16 protein-coding genes are annotated in these 22,048 nt (G+C 58.7%); 6 read left to right on the plus strand and 10 right to left on the minus strand.

Annotation, left to right across the window (positions count from 1 at the left end):
- Genes CWR52_RS20595 through CWR52_RS20610 form a run of 4 tightly spaced genes read right to left on the minus strand, consistent with a single transcriptional unit; the run spans position 1 to position 5,751 of the window.
- Entirely contained in the window at positions 1 to 1,326 is a 1,326-nt protein-coding gene (locus tag CWR52_RS20595) for a lysine N(6)-hydroxylase/L-ornithine N(5)-oxygenase family protein (protein WP_104950603.1), read from the minus strand.
- Positions 1,323 to 3,065, minus strand: coding sequence for an IucA/IucC family protein (gene iucC, locus CWR52_RS20600; RefSeq protein ID WP_104950604.1), 1,743 nt, complete (start codon positions 3,063 to 3,065; stop codon positions 1,323 to 1,325). The genes CWR52_RS20595 and iucC overlap by 4 nt, the downstream gene beginning before the upstream one ends.
- Complete coding sequence (locus CWR52_RS20605) at positions 3,062 to 4,009, minus strand: GNAT family N-acetyltransferase (protein ID WP_104950605.1); 948 nt, start codon at positions 4,007 to 4,009, stop codon at positions 3,062 to 3,064. Before CWR52_RS20605 ends, iucC begins: the two co-directional genes overlap by 4 nt.
- A complete protein-coding gene (locus CWR52_RS20610) occupies positions 4,009 to 5,751 on the minus strand; it encodes an IucA/IucC family protein (RefSeq protein ID WP_104950606.1) in 1,743 nt (580 codons plus the stop codon). The genes CWR52_RS20605 and CWR52_RS20610 overlap by 1 nt, the downstream gene beginning before the upstream one ends.
- 138 nt (positions 5,752 to 5,889) lie before the next feature.
- Here CWR52_RS20610 and CWR52_RS20615 point away from each other — a divergent pair, with 138 nt between their 5' ends.
- Positions 5,890 to 7,101 carry an MFS transporter gene (locus CWR52_RS20615; RefSeq protein WP_104950607.1) on the plus strand — a complete coding sequence of 404 codons (1,212 nt, stop codon included), beginning with the start codon at positions 5,890 to 5,892 and terminating at the stop codon, positions 7,099 to 7,101.
- Here the strand turns inward: CWR52_RS20615 and mtfA are convergent.
- Positions 7,098 to 7,895, minus strand: coding sequence for a DgsA anti-repressor MtfA (mtfA, locus tag CWR52_RS20620; protein WP_104950608.1), 798 nt, complete (start codon positions 7,893 to 7,895; stop codon positions 7,098 to 7,100). The genes CWR52_RS20615 and mtfA overlap by 4 nt on opposite strands.
- A gap of 216 nt (positions 7,896 to 8,111) precedes the next feature.
- On the opposite strand from mtfA, the gene CWR52_RS20625 reads away from it, so the two are divergent.
- The 3 genes from CWR52_RS20625 (at position 8,112) to CWR52_RS20635 (ending at position 10,778) form a co-directional block, all read left to right on the plus strand.
- The gene (locus tag CWR52_RS20625) at positions 8,112 to 8,258 is read left to right on the plus strand and encodes a DUF2256 domain-containing protein (RefSeq protein WP_071530926.1); all 147 of its coding nucleotides are present in this window, start codon (positions 8,112 to 8,114) and stop codon (positions 8,256 to 8,258) included.
- Positions 8,255 to 9,784: a cryptochrome/photolyase family protein gene (locus CWR52_RS20630; RefSeq protein ID WP_104950609.1), complete on the plus strand. Its 1,530-nt coding sequence runs from the start codon at positions 8,255 to 8,257 to the stop codon at positions 9,782 to 9,784. Before CWR52_RS20625 ends, CWR52_RS20630 begins: the two co-directional genes overlap by 4 nt.
- Positions 9,785 to 9,878: 94 nt before the next feature.
- Positions 9,879 to 10,778 (plus strand): LysR family transcriptional regulator, encoded by a 900-nt coding sequence (locus CWR52_RS20635; protein WP_104950610.1) that lies wholly within the window; start codon positions 9,879 to 9,881, stop codon positions 10,776 to 10,778.
- On the opposite strand, the gene CWR52_RS20640 is transcribed toward CWR52_RS20635, so the two are convergent.
- The 3 genes from CWR52_RS20640 to CWR52_RS20650 form a co-directional block, all read right to left on the minus strand.
- On the minus strand, positions 10,753 to 11,541 hold the full coding sequence (locus CWR52_RS20640) for a substrate-binding domain-containing protein (protein ID WP_104950611.1): 789 nt from the start codon (positions 11,539 to 11,541) through the stop codon (positions 10,753 to 10,755). The genes CWR52_RS20635 and CWR52_RS20640 overlap by 26 nt on opposite strands.
- Entirely contained in the window at positions 11,538 to 12,851 is a 1,314-nt protein-coding gene (locus CWR52_RS20645) for an MFS transporter (RefSeq protein ID WP_104950612.1), read from the minus strand. Before CWR52_RS20645 ends, CWR52_RS20640 begins: the two co-directional genes overlap by 4 nt.
- A 280-nt stretch (positions 12,852 to 13,131) precedes the next feature.
- On the minus strand, positions 13,132 to 14,430 hold the full coding sequence (locus tag CWR52_RS20650; RefSeq protein WP_104950613.1) for a serine hydrolase domain-containing protein: 1,299 nt from the start codon (positions 14,428 to 14,430) through the stop codon (positions 13,132 to 13,134).
- A gap of 106 nt (positions 14,431 to 14,536) precedes the next feature.
- Here CWR52_RS20650 and CWR52_RS20655 point away from each other — a divergent pair, with 106 nt between their 5' ends.
- The gene (locus CWR52_RS20655; protein WP_104950614.1) at positions 14,537 to 15,430 is read left to right on the plus strand and encodes a LysR family transcriptional regulator; all 894 of its coding nucleotides are present in this window, start codon (positions 14,537 to 14,539) and stop codon (positions 15,428 to 15,430) included.
- Here the strand turns inward: CWR52_RS20655 and fumA are convergent.
- Entirely contained in the window at positions 15,419 to 17,068 is a 1,650-nt protein-coding gene (gene fumA / locus CWR52_RS20660; protein ID WP_104950615.1) for a class I fumarate hydratase FumA, read from the minus strand. The two genes, CWR52_RS20655 and fumA, sit on opposite strands and share 12 nt — an antisense overlap.
- A 52-nt stretch (positions 17,069 to 17,120) precedes the next feature.
- A complete protein-coding gene (locus CWR52_RS20665) occupies positions 17,121 to 18,629 on the minus strand; it encodes an anion permease (RefSeq protein WP_104950616.1) in 1,509 nt (502 codons plus the stop codon).
- A 608-nt stretch (positions 18,630 to 19,237) separates the two neighbouring features.
- Here CWR52_RS20665 and CWR52_RS20670 point away from each other — a divergent pair.
- Positions 19,238 to 22,018, plus strand: a complete 2,781-nt coding sequence (locus tag CWR52_RS20670; protein WP_104950617.1) for a flavocytochrome c — start codon at positions 19,238 to 19,240, stop codon at positions 22,016 to 22,018.
- The last annotated feature ends 30 nt before the right edge of the window (positions 22,019 to 22,048 follow it).

Genomic DNA, 22,048 nt, shown 5'->3' on the forward strand with positions numbered 1-22,048 from the left:
TCAGTACTCGGTGGTTTTTGCTAATGATTTAAAAACCTGACTGTTCTCCGGGCTGGTGGTGCTTCGCCAGTGGATAACGCCAGGGGTGGTGGCCAGCTCAAACGGCTCGTCGGCATGTGCGCGATTCAGAATGCGCGCCGCGCGCCAGGCCATCAGGCTGAGCTGGGGTTCGGCAATGCCGAGACGGTGCATCCCGGCGTTCACGGCGAACAGGCGGTTGCTCTGTGGGCCGTCCCATTTGAGGGTGAAATCGTTGTTAATGCAGAACGCTTCGTCCGCATCCAGATGCAGGCGGTGAGACAGCGGCGCGAGGAACGCGGGTTGCACGGCGCGGTAGCCGGTGGCGAAAATCACCACGTCGCTCTCCAGCTGCTCGTGGCCGCCGTCGAGGTGATGCTGAATGCTCAGGCGATGTCCGGTTTCCTGACGCGTCAGGGCCGTCACCGAGCGGGACGGCATCAGGTGCGCCCAGGGTTTTTCACGCAGCACTTCGAAGCGGTGATACATGGCGCGGTAAATCGCCAGCAGGGACTCGGTGGTGATGCCGTCGGAGGTCATCTTCTGCTCGTGCAGCATCTGACGACGCGCCTCTTCACCGAGCGTGGAGAAGCTGTCCACATACTCCGGCGTGAAATACTCGTTAGCAAAGGCGGCTTCATCCAGCGCGTTGTAGTTGTTGCGGCGCGAGACCCAGTTCAGGCTCAGCGGCTGGCCCCATTCGCCACGGAAAATATTCAGGAACAGGTCGGCGCCGCTCTGGCCGCCGCCGACGACGGTGACGCGCTTGCCCGCGAGATCCGGCGTACGCAGCATCATCTCGCTGGCATGGAAGCAGGTATCGTCCTGCACGGTGACGCAGTCAGGCAGGTTGATCTGCTTACCGATCCCTACGCAGACGTGGCGCGCCAGGAAGCGGTCGCGTTGGGTCACCACCTCAAACAGGCCGCTTTTCTCATCAAAGCTCACCTGCTGTACCTGCTGGCTGAAGGCGAGGTTGGTGAGGTTGTCCGCCGCCCAGCACAGGTAGTCCGCAAACTCCTCGCGGGAGACGGTGCGCTGCTCGGTGGTCAGGAAGCGATAGAACTTTTTGCGCTGCACCAGGTAGTTCAGGAAGCTGTGGCGGTTGGTGGGCTCTACGGCGCTGACCAGATCCTTCAGGAAGCTGGTCTGCATGTGGCAGTCCGGCACCATCATCCCCGGGTGCCAGGAAAAGTGCGGTTTACGCTCAAGAAACAGCGAGCTAAAGCCGTCCAGCCCTTCCGCCAGCGCGGCGATGCTGAGGTTAAACGGGCCGATACCAATGCCGATGAAATCATAGGTTTTCATTGCGCGGACTCCCGGGAGGCCAGAAAAAGAGGGTTATCAAGATCGGTGACGTAGTTCGGCAGCATGCGGCTGCCGCCGTCGTGTTTGGAGAAGGTCAGTTTGACCGGGTTAAGGATCACGCGAATAATCTGCGGCTTAAACAGATCGAATTTGGCGAAGCGTTTTGCAAGCTCGGGGTGCGCGGCCATATAGCGGTGCAGCACCCCGGCGAGGATCTGATAGAAGCGCGTTTCGCTGACGCCGCTTTGCAGCGTGAGGCGTGAGATAAAGCGCAGCACCGTCACAAAGTTGCCGGTTTGCAGGTCGTGGATGATGTAATCCGCGCTCAGGCGCGCCGTCACTGCTTTTACCTGCTCCGGCAGGCTCTGCGCCTGCGGGAAATCCTCGTCCACCAGGCGCATATCGCCCTGGAAATCCTTCAGCAGGATGCGCTGCGGGACGTAGTCCTTCATCACCAGCGTCACGTTCTGGCCGTGGGCGATCAGCGCCACGCCGTAGCGGCAGAGCAGGTGATAGAACGGGATCACCGATGCCTCAAACAGTTTTTCCAGCCATGCGTCGGCGCTTAACCCGGAGCGGCTGATCCACGCGTCGATCAGCGGACGCCCGGCGTTGTCGGTTTCCATTAGCGCAGCCAGGAGCAGCGCCTGTTCGCCGTCCTGCAGATAGCAGGACGGGTTCTCGCGCCAGATCACGCCCAGCATCTCCTGATAGCGATAGGGTGCTTTCGGCAGCGCCGCATAGCCCGGGTGCGACAGGTATCCAGCAGCGGGCTCACCCAGCACCTGCGCGCCAGAGCGGGCAAGCGTGGCGTCGCTGGCGAACTGCTGCTGCAGCCAGCGCGAGGCCAGCGGCCCGGCGGCAATGTATTTGCCCGGAATACCGCGATAGCAGGAGGTGTTGTAGATCGTCAGCGGGAGCTTGATGTCATACGGCGCGCGACGGCTGGCGTTGGTGAGCGTGCGCAGGGACTGCTGGGCAAGATACTCATCGCCAAACTCGCCCAGCTCAACCATCTCACCGCGCGCCAGCTGAGGCAGGAAATGAATGGCGATTTTCTGCTGCCACTGCCACGGGTGCAGCGGCACCGGCAGCCAGCTCTCGTCGAGACCCAGCGCCTGCCAGCGGGCGTCAAAGCGGGCGCGCTCAGCGTTGTCCATGGCGCTGGCCAGCAGGGCGCTGATATCGCAATCGACGTCGCTGCTCCAGACCAGATGCTCCCGCTGAACGGCAACCCAGTGCAGACGAAAACGTCCGCGATACTCAGGCGCGTACTGACGCAGCGCGTCCAGACCCCAGCCGCGGCGACCTTTGTTGAAAATAAACTTCGGATGACCGCGCATCAGGCACTGTAATTCGTCCGGGTCGAGGTGGATCAGCGCGTCCGCGTCCAGCGCGTCACGCGCCTGCAGCAGCTGTATGTCGCCGCGCAGCGTGGCGTAGAGATCTTCCATGTGCTCCGCCGTCTGGGCGTCGCTCATCTCCAGGACCTTTGCCAGCTGCAGCAGCGCGCTCTCCGCCTCCACGGCGGCACCGCTGGCGGTGGTCAGGCTGTCCGGGTCGATATGCAACCAGCCCCAGATCCCGCGCGTGGCGCAAAACTGCCAGGACTCGTTGCCCATGGTGATACGCCAGGCGTCAGACGCAAGCGGCTCGGCGCGCAGGGTGCGTTCATACTCCAGCTCGGCGAGGATCTTCGCCACCATCTCGCGGTTCACTTTTTCCCAGAGCGCGTTCACAGGCCCACCTCGCTGAAGAAGCGGTGACGCTGGCTCATAATCAGACGCGAGCGTTTATGCGGGAAGTCGAACTCTTTCACCGTGTCGAAACCGGCAGAGTCCAGATGGCGGAACAGGCGCTGGTTGTCGAAGCGTGGCTCGGCAACAATCCGCGTGGTACGCGGTTCATCCAGATACAGATAGTGGCTCAGACCGCGCAGCCAGCTGCGGATATGCTGCGCACCGCGCCAGTTTTCTTCGCCCACCAGCATGTGCAGCCCGCGGTCAAATGGCTGCCAGCGGTAGTGGCGGCCAATGCGGTCTTCCGCCGCCCAGTAGAGTTCAAAATAGCCGAACGGCTGGTCGTCGAAGCAGCCGATAACCGGGTAGCAGTAGGTCGAGTCGAGCTGACGGCGCAGGTAGTTTTCCTGCTCGGCCTGCGGGCCTGCCATCTCCCAGAAGGCATTCACGCGCGGGTTGTTCATCCAGCGGGTAAAACGTTCGCCGTCCAGCGCCACGTCGGCCACGCGGAAGCTGAGGGTGCGCTTAATTTGCGGATCGTAACGGCGATACACCTCACCCTGCGGGCGGCGAGGGCGCAGCGGGAAGTACAGTTGACGGCTCTCGTCAAACTGCATTCCGCCGCTCGCCTGATGCCGTTCGCCTTTCAGCCAAAGCGGCAACTGCCAGAAGGCATTGCGCGCCAGATAATCACCGTGGGCCAGGCCAAACAGCGCCTGCGCCTGGGGTTCATCCTGCCAGTCCGCCCACGGCAACGTAATGCCGGTCAGCGCGGGGGCGGCCACAAACAGCTGATCCAGGGCTTCCACCAGCCAGCCGTCCGGGATCCCCTTCAGACGCTCCAGCACCGCGCTGCCGTCGAGACCCAACGCCAGCGGCAGCGCGCGATCCGTTGCGGTGCAGCGAAAGCCATAGCCGGAATGGACGATATTCGCGATAGCCATCACGCATTCTCCTTGTAGAACGGGTTGCTAAAGTCGAAATAGATCACCGCCGGATCGGCGATGGTGTTTTCATTGCGATCGTGCAGGTAGCAGAAGAAGTTGCCTTTGCAGTTCCAGGTCGGGCTGCCGAGCACGTAGTCGAGGCAGCGGGTCTGCTTCGCCGTGCGGCGCAGTTCCGCCAGCGCGTCGCGCACCCGGGACATCAGGCTCTCCTCGCTGTCAAAACCGGCGGCAGCAAGGGCGGCGGTAACGGCAAGGGTAGAGTTCAGCAGCAGGTAGTAAGGGAAGTAGCGCAGCAGCTGGCTCTCGCCAAAGCGGTTTTCCACCTCAGTTTCGCCAGCTTCTTTCAGCCACGCGTCGGCGCTTTCGGACCACGCGCTACCCTGGCAGTCGCGATAGATCAGCCCGACCGGGAAATCCTGCTGCATCTCAACGAGGATATTTTGCTGGTGCGCCAGCAGGACCAGACCGTAGTCCGCCTCGGCGCTGAACAGCGGAAGCAATACGCGGTCGCAGTAGGCGTCCAGCCAGCAGCGGGCGGCCTGGGCGAGCGGTAAATCAAGACGCTGGCTCAGACGGCGCACCGCCGCAGCGAGCAGGCTGTCACCGCCGTCCGGCGCGGCCTGCGTCAGGCTCACCAGCACGTTGGTCTGGGTGTCTGGCCTATCGAACAGCAGATTAACGCGCAGTGCCATCAGGCTCTCTTCCTGAATGACGCCGCTGCCATCGCGCAGTCCCGCCCAGCCGTCTTCCTGCATCACGCGCATGGTCGGGTAGCGCGCCTGTAATTCCTGCCAGCGTTCCGTTTTTGCCAGACGCGCCAGGCGCATGCCGCGCTTCACCTCTTTCACCGACAGCGTGCGCACGGAGTTGGTCAGGCGCACGCTGAGGGAGAACTTAATCATGTCGCTGTTGGTCTCGCTGTACAGCGAGCGGGAGGAGCTGGTGGGCAGCCACTGTGCGCCCGCTTCACCCAGATCCTGCAGTGAACCGTTTTCCGCCAGACGCTGGCACCAGTCCTGCTCCAGCAGATAGTCGGCTTGCCACGGGTGCATCGGCAGCAGCCAGCGGGTGTCGGTGAAGTGGCCGAGCAGCTCGGGCGCGCTCTGGGCCGCAAAGCGCAGCAGACGTTCACGCAGGGAGACGTTCAGGCTGTCGCCGGCAACGAGCGTGCTCTCAACGGCAAACCAGCGCAGCGGGAAGCGGGAGGCGAAATCAGGCAGGTAGCGACGCGCCTCGGTTTCGTTGAACGGCTCGTGCGACTTCGGTGCCGGATGAAACGCATGGCCGACCAGCAGTGCCTGTTCCGCGTCGGCAAACGTCAGCGGCTTATCGCGCAGGGTTGCCCAGCCGTGGCGTAAATCAATCGCCTGCCAGGTGTGGACATGGCTCTCGAGAACGCGCTGCTTAAAACGCGCCAGCGTATCGGCATCCAGCGAGCCTTTTACGGACGGTTTTTCAAGAATTAAATCAACCAGTTGAGAGAATGTGACGGCGTTACTGCGGTCGCTGTTGCTCTGAATAAGCGTTGCCGGGAAACGGTACTGATGATGCTGGGTGGGAGAGAAATAGCGTACCGGCACCCGAAGCGCCTGGGTTTGGGAAAGCGGGATATGGATCTCAGATAGCGCATCCGCATCGGTAGCGGAGTGATAGCGCCAGTCCTTCGTTTCGCGCAACAGGGCGTTTAAAAAACACTGGGCTGCAACGTCTGTACCGGCGGCGCGGAGCAGAGCACGCATAGATGTACCTCATTCCATGATTGATAATAATTCTCGTTATGATATTCATTCTGTTTACAGTCGCAACCATTTTTGCAATATTTGTTTTCATAAACTTCATAATTTCCGCACATTTATTGACACTATGTTCACATTCTCATGCGCGCTGACTCTGAAACCTTGACGGAAAACGTCACCTCAAAAGCTAACTGGCCCCTGGCGCTATCTGCGGGGTTACTCGGCATCGGGCAAAACGGTTTGCTGGTGATGCTCCCGCAGCTGGTCACCCTGACCGGGCTGTCACTCTCGGTCTGGGCCGGGCTGTTGATGTTTGGATCCATGCTCTTTTTACCGGCATCCCCCTGGTGGGGGCGTCAGAGCGAGCGGAAGGGGTGTAAGTCCGTCATGCTGGCCTCGCTAAGCGGCTATCTGGCCAGTTTTGTTGTGATGGCGCTGGTGGTCTGGGCGATGGCGGCCGGAAGGCTGGATACGGTCTGGGGGCTGGCGGGGCTTATATTCTCGCGCCTGCTCTACGGACTGACGGTCTCGGGGCTGGTGCCTGCGGCCCAGACGTGGGCGATTCAGCGTGCGGGACTGGAGAAAAGAATGGCGGCGCTGGCGACGATAAGCTCCGGCCTCAGCTGCGGGCGTTTGCTCGGCCCACCGCTGGCGGCGCTGATGCTCAGCGTTAATCCGGTAGCACCGCTCTGGCTGATGGCGGTTGCGCCGCTTATCGCTCTGCTGCTGGTGCTTCGCGAAGTCGCTGACCCGCCGCTGCCGCCGGTAGCCCACCAGGCAACCCGCCTGCAGGCTTCCATGATGCCGTTCCTGCTGCTGGCGCTGCTGCTGGCGGCGCTGGTGAGCCTGATGCAGATTGGCCTGTCACCACATCTTAGCCCATTGCTGGACGGTAACGCCCGGGAGATCAGCCATCATGTCGCGCTCCTGCTGAGCCTGGCCGCGCTGGCCACGCTCGCGGCACAGTTTCTGGTGGTCCGCCCGCAGCATTTCAGCCCGGTGACATTGCTCTGCATCGCGGCGGTGCTGATGGTAGCAGGGCTTGGGCTGATGTCTGTTGCCGGTTTAATGTTGTTCTACGTGGGGATTGTTATCACGTCACTCGGGGCGGCGATGGCCACGCCGGGCTACCAGCTGCTGCTGAACGATCGGCTGACCACGGGGAAAGGCGCGGGCGTCATCGCCACCAGCCACACGTTAGGCTACGGCGTCAGCGCACTGCTGGTGCCGGTCGTGACGCGCTTTTGCGGGGAGCAGGCTTTAACGGTGGCCGCATGGGGAATGGCGCTGCTGTTTTTAGCCCTGAGCATAGGGGTATGGTCAACTGAGCGTACCCCTGCTGAAAAAGCTTAATGAACCTGGCGGGACGAATGCCCGCCAGACCCCTCATTCTGCCGCAGGCGCTGGAGCGGATCCTGCTGATAAAACTGGCAGAAACGTTGCCAGAGGGCCGGGAAACGGGGCGCGAAGAGCTCGGGCGCGCTGAAGAAGTACTCGGAGAGCACCGCAAAGCACTCAGCCGGGTCGGTTGCCGCATAGGCGTCAATGCTGGCTGCGCTCTCGCCCACAAGGTCTATTTCATCCTGGATGTTATCCATCGCCGCGTGCAGGTCGTGCTCCCATCCCGCGACCTCGCGAAGCGGGATCAGCGGAACGCCGCTGGCGCGATCGCCGTTGCGGGTATCCAGCTTGTGCGCCACCTCATGGATAATCAGATTAAAACCGGAGGCGTCGAACGAGTCCTGAATATCGAGCCAGTTGAGGATTATCGGCCCTTGCTGCCAGCTTTGTCCGGACTGCACCACGCGCTGGTTATGCACCAGCCCAATGTCGTCCTGCCATTCGTCATCCACCACGAACGGCGCGGGATAGATAAGCACTTCGTGGAAACCGTCCAGCCACTCAATGCCGAGTGCAAGCACCGGCAGACAGAACAGCAGGGCGATGCGGGCGTTTTTCAGGGGATCGAGTTCAAACCCCTGCAGCGGCACCAGGCGTTTTTGCTGCAAAAAACGATCCGCCAGCTGAACCAGCTTCGATTGTTCATCCGGGTTTAGGTTAGCCAGAACAGGGATCGTCAGCGCGTCATCCCATGGCAGCGCCACTTCCCGGCCAGCCTCATTCGTTTTCCAGGGCCACTTTATCATCGCTTTGCTCGCAAACTCGTCACTTGAACAAAAATGGGAAAGTCAGGTTCGGTTAAGATGCCAGAAAATCGCTCACTGCGACAAATCCAGCCTGAATAAACTATCATTTCGTACGTAGCGGTGGGTAGCGGTTTGCGGGCATCACCTTCATTTTGTGAAGTCTGTCGTGGCCTTTATCCGCAGGTGGGGTGAATTAATCAGTGCGGTATTGAAAAGATGAGCGATTTCAAAGGTAACAAGCAGGACCTGCCCAGTCGACTGTGTGTGCACTGCCAGCGGCCCATGACGTGGCGCAAGAAATGGGCGAAATGCTGGAATGAGGTTAAATACTGTTCTGAGCGTTGCCGCAGGAGCCACCGTTGACCGAGCTGCGTCTGATCCTGGGCGATCAGCTTAATCCGCATCACTGCTGGTTTGATACCTGCAGTCCGAACGTCATTTACGTGATGCTGGAACTCCGGGCAGAAACCGCCTATGTGCTTCATCACGCACAGAAAGTTATCGCTATCTTCGCCGCCATGCGCGCGTTTGCCTCTGCGTTAAAGGAGAAGGGGCATCGGGTGAGGTATGTCCGACTCTCCGATGGCTCAAACCGCGGCACGCTGGAAGACAATCTCAACGCGCTTGTCGCGCATTACGGCGCGGATAGGGTGATATGGCAGGAGCCCGACGAATGGCGTCTTGATACGCAACTGCAGGCGTGGGCGAAGACGGTCTCCGTTGAAACGGCCTGCGTCAGCAGCGAGCATTTTTTCACCACTCGGGAACAGGTTAGCGCGTTCTTTGCGTCACGCAAAAGCTGGCGAATGGAGTACTTTTATCGGGAAATGCGTCGCCAGCACGGCGTCCTGTTAACCTCTGAAGGCGAGCCGGAAGGGGGGAAATGGAATTTCGATGCTGAAAACCGCAAGCGCTGGTCCGGCGAGCCTCCCGCGCCGGTGGACGCGCGTCCTTGCCACGATTATTCAGCCTTATGGGCGGAGATCCAACGCTGTGGCGTAAAGACCTTCGGTGAACCGCAGGCCGACAATTTTCGCTGGCCGCTCAACCGTGCGGAAGCCAAAGCCAGGCTGGATGATTTTATCGCGCACACGCTCCCGCAGTTTGGAAACTGGCAGGACGCGATGCACGCGGAGGAACCTTTTCTTTTCCACTCGTTAATTTCATTCGCGCTGAACGCTAAAATGCTTAATCCGCGGGAAGTGGTCGCAGCCGCCCAGCAGGCATGGCGTTCGGGCCATGCGCCGCTGCCCGCCGTTGAAGGGTTTATCCGACAAATTCTCGGCTGGCGGGAGTACGTGCGTGGGATCTACTGGTCGCAAATGCCGGGCTATCGGGAGCTGAATGCCTTAGACCAGCACGCCCCGCTGCCGGACTGGTTCTGGACGGGCAAGACGCAGATGCGCTGCCTGGCGCATGTCGTTGGGCAGTCGCTCACCGAGGCTTACGCCCACCATATCCAGCGCCTGATGGTCATCGGCAACTTTAGCCTGCTCAGCGGCCTGTCTCCGCAGGCGGTCCATGAATGGTATCTGGGAGTGTATATTGATGCCTTCGAGTGGGTGGAGCTGCCCAACACCCTCGGCATGAGCCAGTTTGGCGATGGCGGGTTACTGGCGAGTAAACCCTACGTCTCGAGCGCGTCATATATTCATAAAATGAGTAATTACTGTCAGGGGTGCCGGTATCAACACAACCAGCGTACCGGCGAGCAGGCGTGCCCCTTCAATGCCCTTTACTGGGACTTCTTTGCGCGCAATCAGGCGCGTCTCGGTAACAATCCCCGCCTGGGCATTGTCTTTAAACAGCTAGCGGACATGACGGAAGAGGATCGGCAGGCCATTGCGGACCGCGCCGGGTACGTCCGCCTGCATCTCAACGACCTCTGATCGGTATTTCAACGCCTGGGCGGTTGCGGCAGGTCAATAAGACGCTATTATTTTTGACTTTGTTGCGTATTCCCTGACAGGACATCCAGACGCTATGCCCGTGAATTTTGACCTTAACGATCTTTATGCTTTCAGAGCGTTAGTGGAATACGGTAACTTCCGTGTCGCCGCTGAATCTATCTGTTTATCCCAGTCGGCGCTGAGCCGCAGGATTGAAAAGCTGGAAGCCGCGCTGGGAAACAGGCTGTTCGATCGCACCACCCGCCGCGTGGCGCTGACGCTCTACGGACAAAACTTTGCCGAGCGCTCCGCACAGTTGCTCGACAGCGTTGAGTCAATGCTCGCGGATGTCGATAAGGCCAGTGAAGAGCGGACGGGGCTGATCACGGTTGCCACGGTACCTTCCGCAGCCTGTTACTTTATGCCTGACGTGATCCGGCGTTTTCAGTCTCGCTATCCGCGCGTTCGCATTAAGCTCATCGACAGCAGCGCGGGCAATGTGATTGACGCCGTGGCCCGCAGCCAGGCGGATTTTGGTATCTGCTTTGTAGGAAACCTGCCGTCTGAAATCGAATTTTTCCCGCTGGTGGAGGATGTCTACGTTGCGGCGTGCAGAAAGGATCATCCTCTGGCGCAGAAGCATCACCTGACGTGGAAGACGTTTTACCAGCAGGATTATATCTCCCTCGATAAAACGTCAGGCAACCGCAATCTGCTCGATCGCATGCTGGGAGATATCGTTCCCGAACGCCCGAGCGTCTGCGAAACACGTCACGTTACCACGATGCTCGGTATGGTTGAGGCGGGGATCGGCATCGCTGCCGTTCCCGCCATGTCAATGCCGACCTCAGAGCACACGCTGTTGACGCATCTGCCGCTGATGGCGCCGGAAGTGAAACGCACCGTGGGGCTTATCCGTCGCCGGGGGCGCATCCAGTCTTATATTGCGGCTGAACTGGAAAAGCAGATCACCGAGCAGTATCGCCGGACGTAACGGGGATCATCCCCGTCTCCGTAATGACGGCCCTTGAGGGCGGTGAGGCGAGATAGGTCAACAGCGCTTTTCCCTCCGCGGGATGTTCGGCATGGCGGGTAACCGCACCCGCGAAGCGCGTGATGTATTGCACATTGTCAGGGATTTTCCCGACAAAGGTGACGCCCTGAACCGGCAACAGCTCGCTAACCTGCTGGAAACCGAGGGTGTATTTTCCTTTGGCCACTTCTGAGGCGACCGGAATACGCTCGACCTTTGTCGCTTTACCCGCCACCTCTTTTTCTATTCCCAGCTTTTTGAATAATGCCTCGCTGACGTACCTGCCGCTGGCGCTGTCAGAGTAGGCGATGGAGCTGGCCTGCAGCAGCGTTTCACGCAGTTTCGCGTCGCTGCTGATATCCGGTACTTTCGCTCCTTTTTTTACCACCATGCCAACGGGAGAATCCGCGAGTTCCGTTCGCGAACCCGGCTGGGTCTGGCTGGCCTTTTCGAGCTTTTCCAGGGCATCACCCACCATAATCACCACGTCGGCCTTCTCGCCGCGCGCGAGTCGGTTTGGGATCGCCTGCGGCGTATTGCCCATTGAGGGGCCGGGGATGACCACAATTTTATCCCCGGTCCGGCGTTCATAGTCCGGGGCCAGCTTTTCAAGGGCGGCTTTAAAACCGCCTGAGATCATGACCTTCACGTCCTGGGCACAGGCATTAACGCTCAGGAGCGTCAGCACCAGCGCGCTGGCGGTAAAGCGATAAGTGCGTTTCATACTGCCCCCTGTGACTTGACGGTGTTTTGCAGCGATACCGCGCGGCGGCGGTAGAGGTAGAGCGTCGCCAGCAGGGCACACACCGCGGCGAAGCTCATCCAGTAGCCCGGCGAGGCTTTGTCACCGGTGTATTCAATCAGCGCGGTGGACATGACCGGGGTAAAGCCACCGAATACCGCCGTTGCCAGGCTGTAAGCCAGCGAGAACCCCGCCACGCGCACTTCAGCAGGCATAATTTCCGTCAGCGCCGGGATCATTGCGCCGTTATAGAGGCCGTAGAGGAAGGAGAGCCACAGCAGCACGCTTAGCATCATCGAGAAGCTGGGCGCGTTCGCCAGCAGTGTAAGGGCCGGGTAGCTGGTCGCCAGCGCCAGCAGAGTCATGGCAATCAGTACCGGCTTGCGCCCGAAGCGATCCGACAGGGCACCGCCCACCGGCAGCCAGATGAAGTTAGAGATCGCCACCAGCAGCGTGACCAGCAGGCTGTCTGACGCGCTCAGCATCAGCACCTTTTTGCCAAAGGTGGGCGCATAAACGGTAATCAGATAAAAGGCCGTGGTGGTCATTGCCACCATCAGCATGCCCGCGACCACCACCTGCCAGTTCGCGAGCAGCGTTTTAAAGACCTGACGCATCTCCAGATGATGGCGACGCGCGCTGAACTCTTCCGTCTCTTCCAGCTTGCGGCGCAGGAAGAAGATAAACGGCACGATTAAACAGCCGAACAGGAACGGGATGCGCCAGCCCCATTCGCGGATGGCGTTCTCTTCCAGCATCGCGTTCAGCGCAAAGCCCATTGCGGCGGCGACCATAATGGCGACCTGCTGGCTACCGGACTGCCAGCTGGTGTAAAAACCCTTGCGGCCCGGCGTGGCGATTTCAGCCAGATAGACCGACACGCCCCCAAGCTCCGCGCCGGCGGAAAAACCCTGCAGCAGACGGCCCGTCAGCACCAGCAGCGGTGCCCACAGACCGATGCTTTGATAAGACGGAATAAGCACGATCAGGAAGGTCCCCGCCGCCATGATGGACAGCGTGACAATCAGCCCCTTTCTGCGCCCCACCTTGTCGATATACGCGCCAAGCACAATGGCCCCGATTGGACGCATCAAAAAGCCCGCGCCGAAGACGGCGAAGGTCATCATCAGCGACGCAAATTCACTGCTCGCCGGGAAGAACGTGTGGGCGATGTAGGTGGCATAGAAGCCGAACAGAAAGAAATCGAATTGCTCAAGAAAGTTGCCGGACGTGACGCGAAGTATCGCGCCCGCTTTCGACCGTACGGTTGCAGGTGAGGTTGAGGAAAACATGGTTATCTCCAGTTTATTGTTGACGTTTTACGCGTCTGTTTCTGAAAACTGGATCAGGATGAGGAATTAGATAAGCGCAAATGCCGCATCGACTGATGCATTTCTTGCATGAATATAATTCGGCTAATAAATACAATTAGTGGCAACAATAACTTAACAAACCGTTGGCTTTTTATTCACCAATAATCTGTAAGTCTCTGATATTGCGATTTTGTGATGTGGCGCAGAGGCGCGTTTCAGAATGCGCCGGGTAACCGCGTCATTACCCGGCGGAGGCCATTTAGCGCAGCGCCCTGGCAATCGCACTAAACATCAGAGAAGCTTCCAGCGGCTGGGCGCTGAAGGACGGCTCCGCCTGCGGCCAGGTAGACCACTGGACGATGACCAGATTTTCCTTCGGGTTCACCACGATCATCTGCCCGAAAATGCCCAGCGCCCAGAGCGAACCTTTCAGTGAATCCTGTGCCGTCGGCTCTACGCCCGTGGCGTTCGCGGGCACTTCATTGTTCCACCACTGATAGCCGTACAGCCCCTCGGGATGGGCGTCTGATACCGAGCCTTTGGCCTTCGTCCAGTCTGACGACTGCTGGATCCAGTTTTCCGGCAGGATGGTCTTACCGTTCGGCAGCGTACCGTTGTTCAGGATAAATTGCCCGAAGCGTCCCCAGTCCTCCAGCGTGGCGTTAAAGCCGTGCGCGCCGACGTCGTGCTGGCCTTTGCTGTAGGCATGCCACACGCCGTCGCTCGCCATGCCGTAAGGCTGCCAGATGCTTTTCTCCAGATAAGCTGCGAGCGTCATGCCGGTGGCCCGCTCCAGCACGTCACCCAGCAGCCAGGCGCCACCCGAAGAGTAAGACCAGTTCTCTCCGGCCGGATGCGCTCTGCGCAGCCCCTTCACCAGCTTGCGCACGCAGTCATAGGTACCCGGTTTCGCCTCGCACTCGGTGAGCTGCGCAAAGTCGGAGTGGGGGTTGGTGTAATCCTCGTTCCAGGCCACGCCGGAGGTATGGGTGATCAGCTGTCTGAGCGTCACGCCGTCCCACGCGGTGCCTTTCAGGTCGGGTTCATACCGCGTGATCCGATCGTCAAGCGAGTGGATCTTTCCCTCTTTGAGGGCCACGCCCACCAGCGCCGATACCACCGATTTCCCAACCGAGCGCGAGGTCCAGAGCGTCGAGTCGGTATTGCCCTCTCCAAGATACTTCCAGGCGATTTTGCCGTCCTTCAGCACCAGCATGCCGCTGACGTTCTGGCGCTGGAGGTACTCCTGAAGGCCATAGCGCCTGCCGTTGACCTGATAGTGTGCGTCCGTGAGCGGCTTGTCCGACATTTGCAGCGGCACGGCGTTTCCGTGGCGGAAACGATCCCCGGCGTAGTTGCGATAGTCATTGCGAAAGCCCACCACGCGTTCGGCCTGACTCCAGGTGAGCATCTTATGGGGGTCAGGCAGCGTGGTGTCGAAGGGGGCTGGACAGGCGCTGAGGTCGGTGCCTTTACAGGCCGCCACTGCCGCAGGGGAGATCAGGGTGCTGAAGACAAGGCCCGCCAGCAGGGCATGGTTTACTTTTCTGTTTTTCATATCCGTCTCTTACAGGTTAGGAACGGCTTTAGTTTAAAAACCCCGGGGCTATAATAAAAAACGCGTAGCGGGGGAAAATCCCCCCAAAAAACAGAAGGAGCGTAGCGTGGCGGGACTGATTTACTCTTTTGCACAGCTCGAGGCATTTACCGCTGTGGCCGAGAACGGGAGCCTGAGTAAAGCCGCGGTGGCGCTGAAGAAGGACCGAACGACGCTTCGCGATCTGGTTGATTTTCTTGAGGATGGGTTAGGCTACGCGCTGTTTATTCGCGACGGCCGCACCCTGCGGCTCACGCCCGAAGGGGAGCAGCTTCAGCGCCAGGCGCACCTGCTGATGCGGCAGGTAAAAGCCTTTGAGGCGTTTGCCAGAGAGGTGCCGCACGGTGCCACGCAGGACCTGACGCTGGTCTACGATCCTTTTACGCCCAGAGCCTTTCTGCACGGGGTGATTGCTGAAATGGCGGTGCGAAAAATCCGCCTGAGCCTTATTTGCGCCTCGCGGGAAGAATCAGAACGGCTGCTGGCGAACAACGACGCGGATCTCGCCATCTGCCAGGCACGCAACCGCAGCGTGGGCAATGATATGGAGTGGCGCGCCCTGGGTGCCATCGATATGGATTTTTATGCCGCCAGCGGGCTGTTTGCTGACCGTTCTTCGCCTCTGTCGCTGCTCGATCTCTCCCTGGTGCCCCAGGTCGTCATGCACCCCGCCTCGGACGAGCCGGTGGCGCGCCGCCTGCAGATTTCCGGGCATACCCTCTTTACCAATGAACCGGAGATGCTGCGCGGTTTGCTGGAGCGCGGCTGCGGCTGGGGATTCTTACCGACGCATTTTCACGCCGGGCAGTGGCAAAACGTAAAAAGGCTGCACACCGAAGTGGGCAGCCAGGGGATTGGTCAGACGATGGTCACCATCTGGAAGCCGGGAAGCGACAAGCGCAGCACGATCGCTGAAACGCTGTCGCTCTTGCCGGACGTATGGAAGCACTCAGCGCTGTGAACAGCCTTTACACTGCTGGTTCTGGATCTGCTGGAAGAAATCGTTGCCTTTGTCATCCACCAGGATAAACGCCGGGAAGTTCTCGACTTCAATTTTCCAGATGGCTTCCATGCCCAGCTCAGGATACGCGACGCACTCCAGGCTCTTAATGCTGTTTTGCGCCAGCACCGCCGCCGGGCCGCCGATGCTGCCCAGGTAGAAGCCGCCGTGCTTATGGCAGGCGTCCGTCACCTGCTGGCTGCGGTTGCCTTTTGCCAGCATGATCATGCTCGCACCGTGGGACTGCAGTAAGTCCACATACGAATCCATGCGCCCTGCGGTGGTCGGGCCGAGTGAGCCAGACGCGTAACCTTCCGGCGTTTTTGCCGGGCCTGCGTAGTAAATCGGGTGATCTTTAACGTACTGCGGCAGTTCTTCCCCGTTGTCGAGCAGTTCTTTCAGCTTCGCGTGGGCGATATCGCGCGCCACGATGATGGTGCCGTTCAGCGACAGGCGGGTGGAGACCGGGTGCGCGGAAAGCTGCGCCAGGATCTCATTCATCGGCTTGTTCAGGTTGATGCTGACCACGTCGCCTTCGCCCTGCTGGCGCAGCGATTCAGGAATATACTGGCCCGGGTTGTGCTCCAGCTTCTCAATCCAGATCCCGTCGCGGTTGATTTTCGCTTTGATATTGCGGTCCGCGGAGCAGGAAACCCCCATACCAATAGGGCAGGACGCGCCGTGGCGCGGCAGGCGGATCACGCGGATGTCGTGGGCGAAGTATTTACCGCCAAACTGCGCGCCGAGGCCGAGGTTCTGTGCTTCCTGGAGCAGCTCCTGTTCCAGCTGAACATCGCGGAACGCCTGGCCGTGTTCGTTGCCTTCCGTTGGCAGCGCGTCGTAGTAGCGCGTGGAAGCCAGCTTCACGGTTTTCAGCGTGGCTTCCGCCGAGGTTCCGCCGATAACAAACGCGATATGGTACGGCGGGCACGCCGCGGTGCCGAGGGTGCGCATCTTCTCAACCAGGTAATTTTTCAGCTTAGCCGGGGTGATCAGCGCTTTGGTTTCCTGGTAGAGATAGGTTTTGTTGGCAGAGCCGCCGCCTTTCGCCATGCACAGGAATTTGTATTCATCGCCGTCCACGCTGTAGAGATCGATCTGCGCGGGCAGGTTGGTACCGGTATTCACCTCTTTATACATATCCAGCGCCGCATTCTGGGAGTAGCGCAGGTTGTCTTCAATGTAGGTGTTATACACGCCCTGGCTCAGGGCCGCTTCGTCACCGCCGCCGGTCCAGACGCGCTGGCCTTTTTTACCCATGATGATCGCGGTGCCGGTATCCTGGCAGGTCGGCAGCACGCCTTTGGCCGCGATTTCGGAGTTGCGCAGGAACTGCAGGGCAACGTACTTATCGTTCTGGCTGGATTCCGGGTCGTTAAGGATGGCGGCAACCTGCTGCTGGTGGGAAGGACGCAGCATAAATGCGGCGTCGTGGAAGGCCTGCTGCGCCAGCAGGGTCAGCGCTTCCGGCTCCACTTTCAGGATTTCCTGGCCTTCGAACTCGGCAACGGAGACGTGCTCTTTGGTCAGCAGGTAGTATTCGGTGTCGTCATGCGAAAGAGGGAAGGGGTTCTGGTAGATAAACGGTTTGTTTGACATAGCTTGCTCCACAAAAATAAAACCGCCGGAGGAAGGCCCCGGCGGTCAGAAATCAGAACATCATGGACATCCACGGATAGCCAATCAGCAGCAGGGCCGCCAGGAAGATGGCACCGAAGATGGTGCCGAGGCGCCAGTAGTCTTTGGTTGGCAGGTAGCCGCTACCGTAGTAAATCGGGCTTGGGCCAGTACCGTACGGGGTGATAATCCCCATCACGCCCAGCGAGGTCACCATCAGCAGAACAAACACTTCCATATTCATGCCCGGAATGGTGGAGGCGATGGTCAGCATCGCTGGCAGCAGCGCCGTGGTGTGCGCGGTGGTGCTGGCAAACAGGTAGTGCAGTAGGTAGAACGCCAGCAGCAGGACGATGGTCGCCACGCCTGGAGAGATACCGCTCATTAACAGACCACCTTCTTTACCCAGCCAGCTGATGAAGCCGGTAGAGGAGAGGCCATCCGCCAGTGCTACCAGGGTGGCGAACCAGACGAAGGTATTCCATGCAGCTTTGTTACCGGTGATATCGTTCCACTCCAGCACGCCGGTCCACAGCATCAGACCAACGATGAGCAGGGCCGCCATGGCAGGCTCAATCCATGCGGCAGCGAAGATCCACATCAGCAGCGCACAGCACACGAACACCAGCAGCAGGATTTCATTGCGGGACAGTTTGCCCAGTTTTTCCAGTTCACGGGTCGCCCACAGCGGCACTTCGTTGTTCACTTTCACTTCTGGCGGGTAGAACCAGTAGGCCAGCAGCGGCATGGTCAGAATCAGCAGGATACCCAGCGGCAGGAAGGCGAGGAACCAGGTGCCCCAGGAGATATCGATCCCAACTGTACTTTTCACCAGCGCCAGCGCCAGCAGGTTCGGCGCGAGGGCAGAGAGGAACATTGAACTGGTGATACAGGCCGCGGTGATCGCCACCCACATCAGGTACGAACCAATTTTACGCGCGCTTGGGTCGTTCGGTTTAGAACCATACAGCGGCGGCAGGTTAGCGATAATCGGGTAGATGGTCCCGCCGCTGCGCGCGGTGTTGGACGGGGTGAACGGTGCCAGCAGCAGGTCCGCAAACGTAATGGCGTAACCGAGCGTCAGGCTGCGACGGCCGAGGTATTTCACCAGAATCAGCGCCAGACGGCGGCCGAAGCGGGTTTTGTCATAGCCTGCGGCGAACATAAAGGCACCGAAGATCAGCCAGACGGTCGAGTTACCAAACCCGCTCACCGCCCACTTAAAGGAGGCGCCTGCCAGCTTGAATTTCGGATCAGCCAGCTGTTCAGGACTGAACAGCACCCACTGGCTGCACAGGGCAATGGCGACCACGCCGGTCAGACCGATCACCGCGCCCGGCAGCGGTTCGAAGATCAAACCCACGATCACGCCGACGAAAATGGCGAAGTAGTGCCATGCGTAAGGAGGCAGACCTTCCGGTACCGGAACAAACAGCAGCAGTACGGCGACGACGATGGGCAGTGCCATCATCAGCAGACGTTTTGCGTTTCCATTTGATGCCTGGTTCGCCACAGGGGGCGTTACAGCAGTTTTTGTATTCATAGTTTCACGTCTTAAGTTGTCAAAGATTCGGTCGTACTGAAAAAACAAAATCACTTTCTTAAGTTTCTTTGCTTTTTTTAGTTATTAAAGGTGCGGTTTTGTATTTTCAGTAATAGCAATTCAACGCTTTTATGGTGGCGCTAAATTAAAAAATGATGATGTTTTTATATTGCGCTTTTGGATGCCATAACTATTGATCGCGATCAAAAAAACAGAATCTCAGCGTTATTTTTATGCTTTTATTAATAACCACTCAGGCGTATGTGGGTATTACCTGTTTTATTGGTTTGTTTTATCATTTTTGTAACATCTATTTTTTATTTGTTTTGTATCTTGTTGTTTTTAATGGTTTTGCATGCGTGATGAAAATTGGTTTTACCAATTTTTATTTAACGAATTTTAAATTATTGTGAATGACTGAATTACATTCGCTAACACCAATGTGTTATTTGTGTTATTGCAGGGATTAAATAGTTTTTTAACTAACGTAATAACTTTAGAAACTAAAAAAATCATTATATTAATATTATGACATCGGCAAATAACGACGAACTAAAAACTAATCCGATAACGAATTCTTAATTTTTTAAAAGTTTGGAGTTTCAATTATGAGCACTAACGAACGTATTCTTAGCCCCTTCACATTACCGAATGGTACTGAACTGAAAAACCGTTTGTTAATGGCCCCTATGACAACCTGTACCGGCTATTTTGACGGTACCGTCACCAGCGAGCTGGTGGAGTACTATCGGGCCCGTTCCGGCAGCATCGGTACCATCATCGTGGAGTGCTGCTTCGTCGACGATCTCGGTCTCGCCTTCCCGGGCGCGATCGGGATTGATAATGACGAGAAAATTGCCGGGCTGGCGAAAATCGCAGAGGCCATTAAGTCCAAAGGGTCTAAGGCTCTGCTGCAGATCTACCACGGCGGCCGCATGGTTGACCCGAAACTGATCGGTGGCCGTACGCCGGTTGGCCCAAGCGCCGTTGCCGCGCCGCGTGAGGGTGCAGCAACGCCAGTGGCACTGACTGGCGAAGAAGTCGAAGGCATGATCGGCAAGTTTGGTGAAGCGGTGCGCCGCGCCATCCAGGCCGGCTTCGACGGCGTGGAAATCCACGGGGCAAACACCTATCTGATTCAGCAATTTTATTCGCCAAACTCTAACCAGCGTGACGACGAGTGGGGCGGCAGCCGCGATAACCGCGCGAAGTTCCCGCTGGCGGTGCTGGACATTACCCACAAAATGGTGCGCCAGTACGCGGACGACGCCTTTATTATTGGATATCGCTTCTCTCCTGAAGAGCTGGAAGTGCCGGGCATCCGCTTTGAAGACACCATGTACCTGCTGGAAAAACTGGCGGCGCGTGGCGTGGATTACCTGCACTTCTCCGTTGGCGCGACCCTGCGTCCTTCCATTGTCGACACCCAGGACCCAACGCCGCTTATCGAAAAATACTGCGCGATGCGTTCTGAAACGCTGGCGCAGGTTCCGGTCATGGGTGTGGGTGGCGTGGTGAATGCCGCCGATGCCAATGAAGCGCTGGAACACGGTTACGATCTGATTGCCGTTGGCCGCGCGACTATCGCTTACCCGGACTGGACCGACCGCATCACGGCTGGCGAAAGCCTGGAGCTGTTTATGGACAGCACCCAGCGCGAGGCGCTGAACATCCCTGAGCCGCTGTGGCGCTTCTCGCTGGTGGAAGCGATGATCCGCGACATGAGCATGGGCGAATCGAAATTCAAACCGGGCATGTTCACCGAGAAGGTGCAGGACGACGTGAACGAGCTGGTGATTAACGTCAGCCTGGAGACTGACCGCATTGCGGACATCGAGCTGGCGTCTGGCCCGAGCGAAGACGTTGAGTTCGTCACCAGCTTTGAAGAGATCCGCACCCGCATTCTGGATGCCAATACCCCGCACGTGGATGCCATCACTGGCGCCACCAGCCAGAGCGAGGCGGTGAAGAAAGCGGTCTCTAAAGCGATGCTGAAATCCAGCAAAGCGCTGGCCGCGGAAGAGGGCGTTGACCCGAACGAAACCCGCAGCGTGGACGTGGTGGTTGTCGGCAGCGGCGGCGCCGGTCTGGCGGCGGCTATTCAGGCGCACGACGAAGGCGCGAGCGTGCTGATTGTTGAGAAAATGCCCACCATCGGCGGGAACACCATCAAAGCCTCTGCCGGTATGAATGCCGCCGAAACCCGCTTCCAGCGCGTGAAGGGCATTCAGGACAGCAAAGAGCTGTTCTACCAGGAAAGCCTGAAAGGTGGCGGCAACAAGAACAACCCTGAACTGCTGCGCCGCTTCGTCGAGAACGCACCGCAGGCAATTGAGTGGCTGGCAACCCGCGGCATCATGCTGAACGACATCACTACCACTGGCGGGATGAGCATCGACCGTACTCACCGTCCAAAAGACGGTTCTGCGGTGGGCGGTTACCTGATTAGCGGCCTGGTGCGTAACGTCAACAAACGCAACATCGAGGTGATGCTGGATACTTCCGTCAGCGACATTCTCTTCGAAAACGGTGAAGTCACCGGCGTGCGCCTGACCACCGAAGAGAATGAAACCCTCACCGTGGCAGCGAAAAGCGTGATTGTGGCAACCGGCGGCTTCAGCGCCAACAGCCAGATGGTCGTGAAATACCGTCCGGATCTGGAAGGTTTCGTCACCACCAACCATAAGGGGGCGACCGGTGGCGGTATCGCGCTGCTGGAGCGCATCGGTGCAGGCACTGTCGATATGGGCGAAATTCAAATTCACCCGACCGTAGAGCAGAAAACGTCGTACCTGATTTCCGAATCCATCCGCGGGGGCGGGGCGATTCTGGTCAATCAGAAAGGGGAACGCTTCTACAACGAAATGTCGACCCGCGATAAAGTCTCGGCGTCAATCATCGCCCTGCCGGAGAAATACGCTTACATCGTCTTTGACGAGCACGTACGCGCCAAAAACAAAGCCGCGGATGAGTACATTGCCAAAGGCTTCGTGACCAGCGCCAGCTCGCCGAAAGCCCTGGCGGAAGCGCTCGGCATGGATTACCACGCTTTCCTGGCGACCCTGGAACGTTACAACGGTTTCGTTGAAAAACAGCATGATGACGACTTTGGTCGTACCACCGCGCTGCGTGCGCCCATCAATGAAGGGCCATTCTACGCCATTCAGATTGCGCCGGGCGTGCACCACACCATGGGCGGCGTGACCATCAACACCGAAACCTGCGTGCTGGACAACAACCACAACGTGCTGCCAGGCGCGTTTGCAGCCGGTGAAGTGGTCGGCGGGATCCACGGTGCCAACCGTATCGGCGGTAACGCGGTGGCAGATATCATTATTTTTGGTACCCTTGCAGGACATCAGGCGGCTCTGCGTTCGAAAAAGAGGTAAGGCTCCTGCTTCCCAGGCCGGATACGCCCA

The organism is Enterobacter sp. SGAir0187 (assembly GCF_002952735.2).
Taxonomy (GTDB): domain Bacteria; phylum Pseudomonadota; class Gammaproteobacteria; order Enterobacterales; family Enterobacteriaceae; genus Enterobacter; species Enterobacter quasiroggenkampii.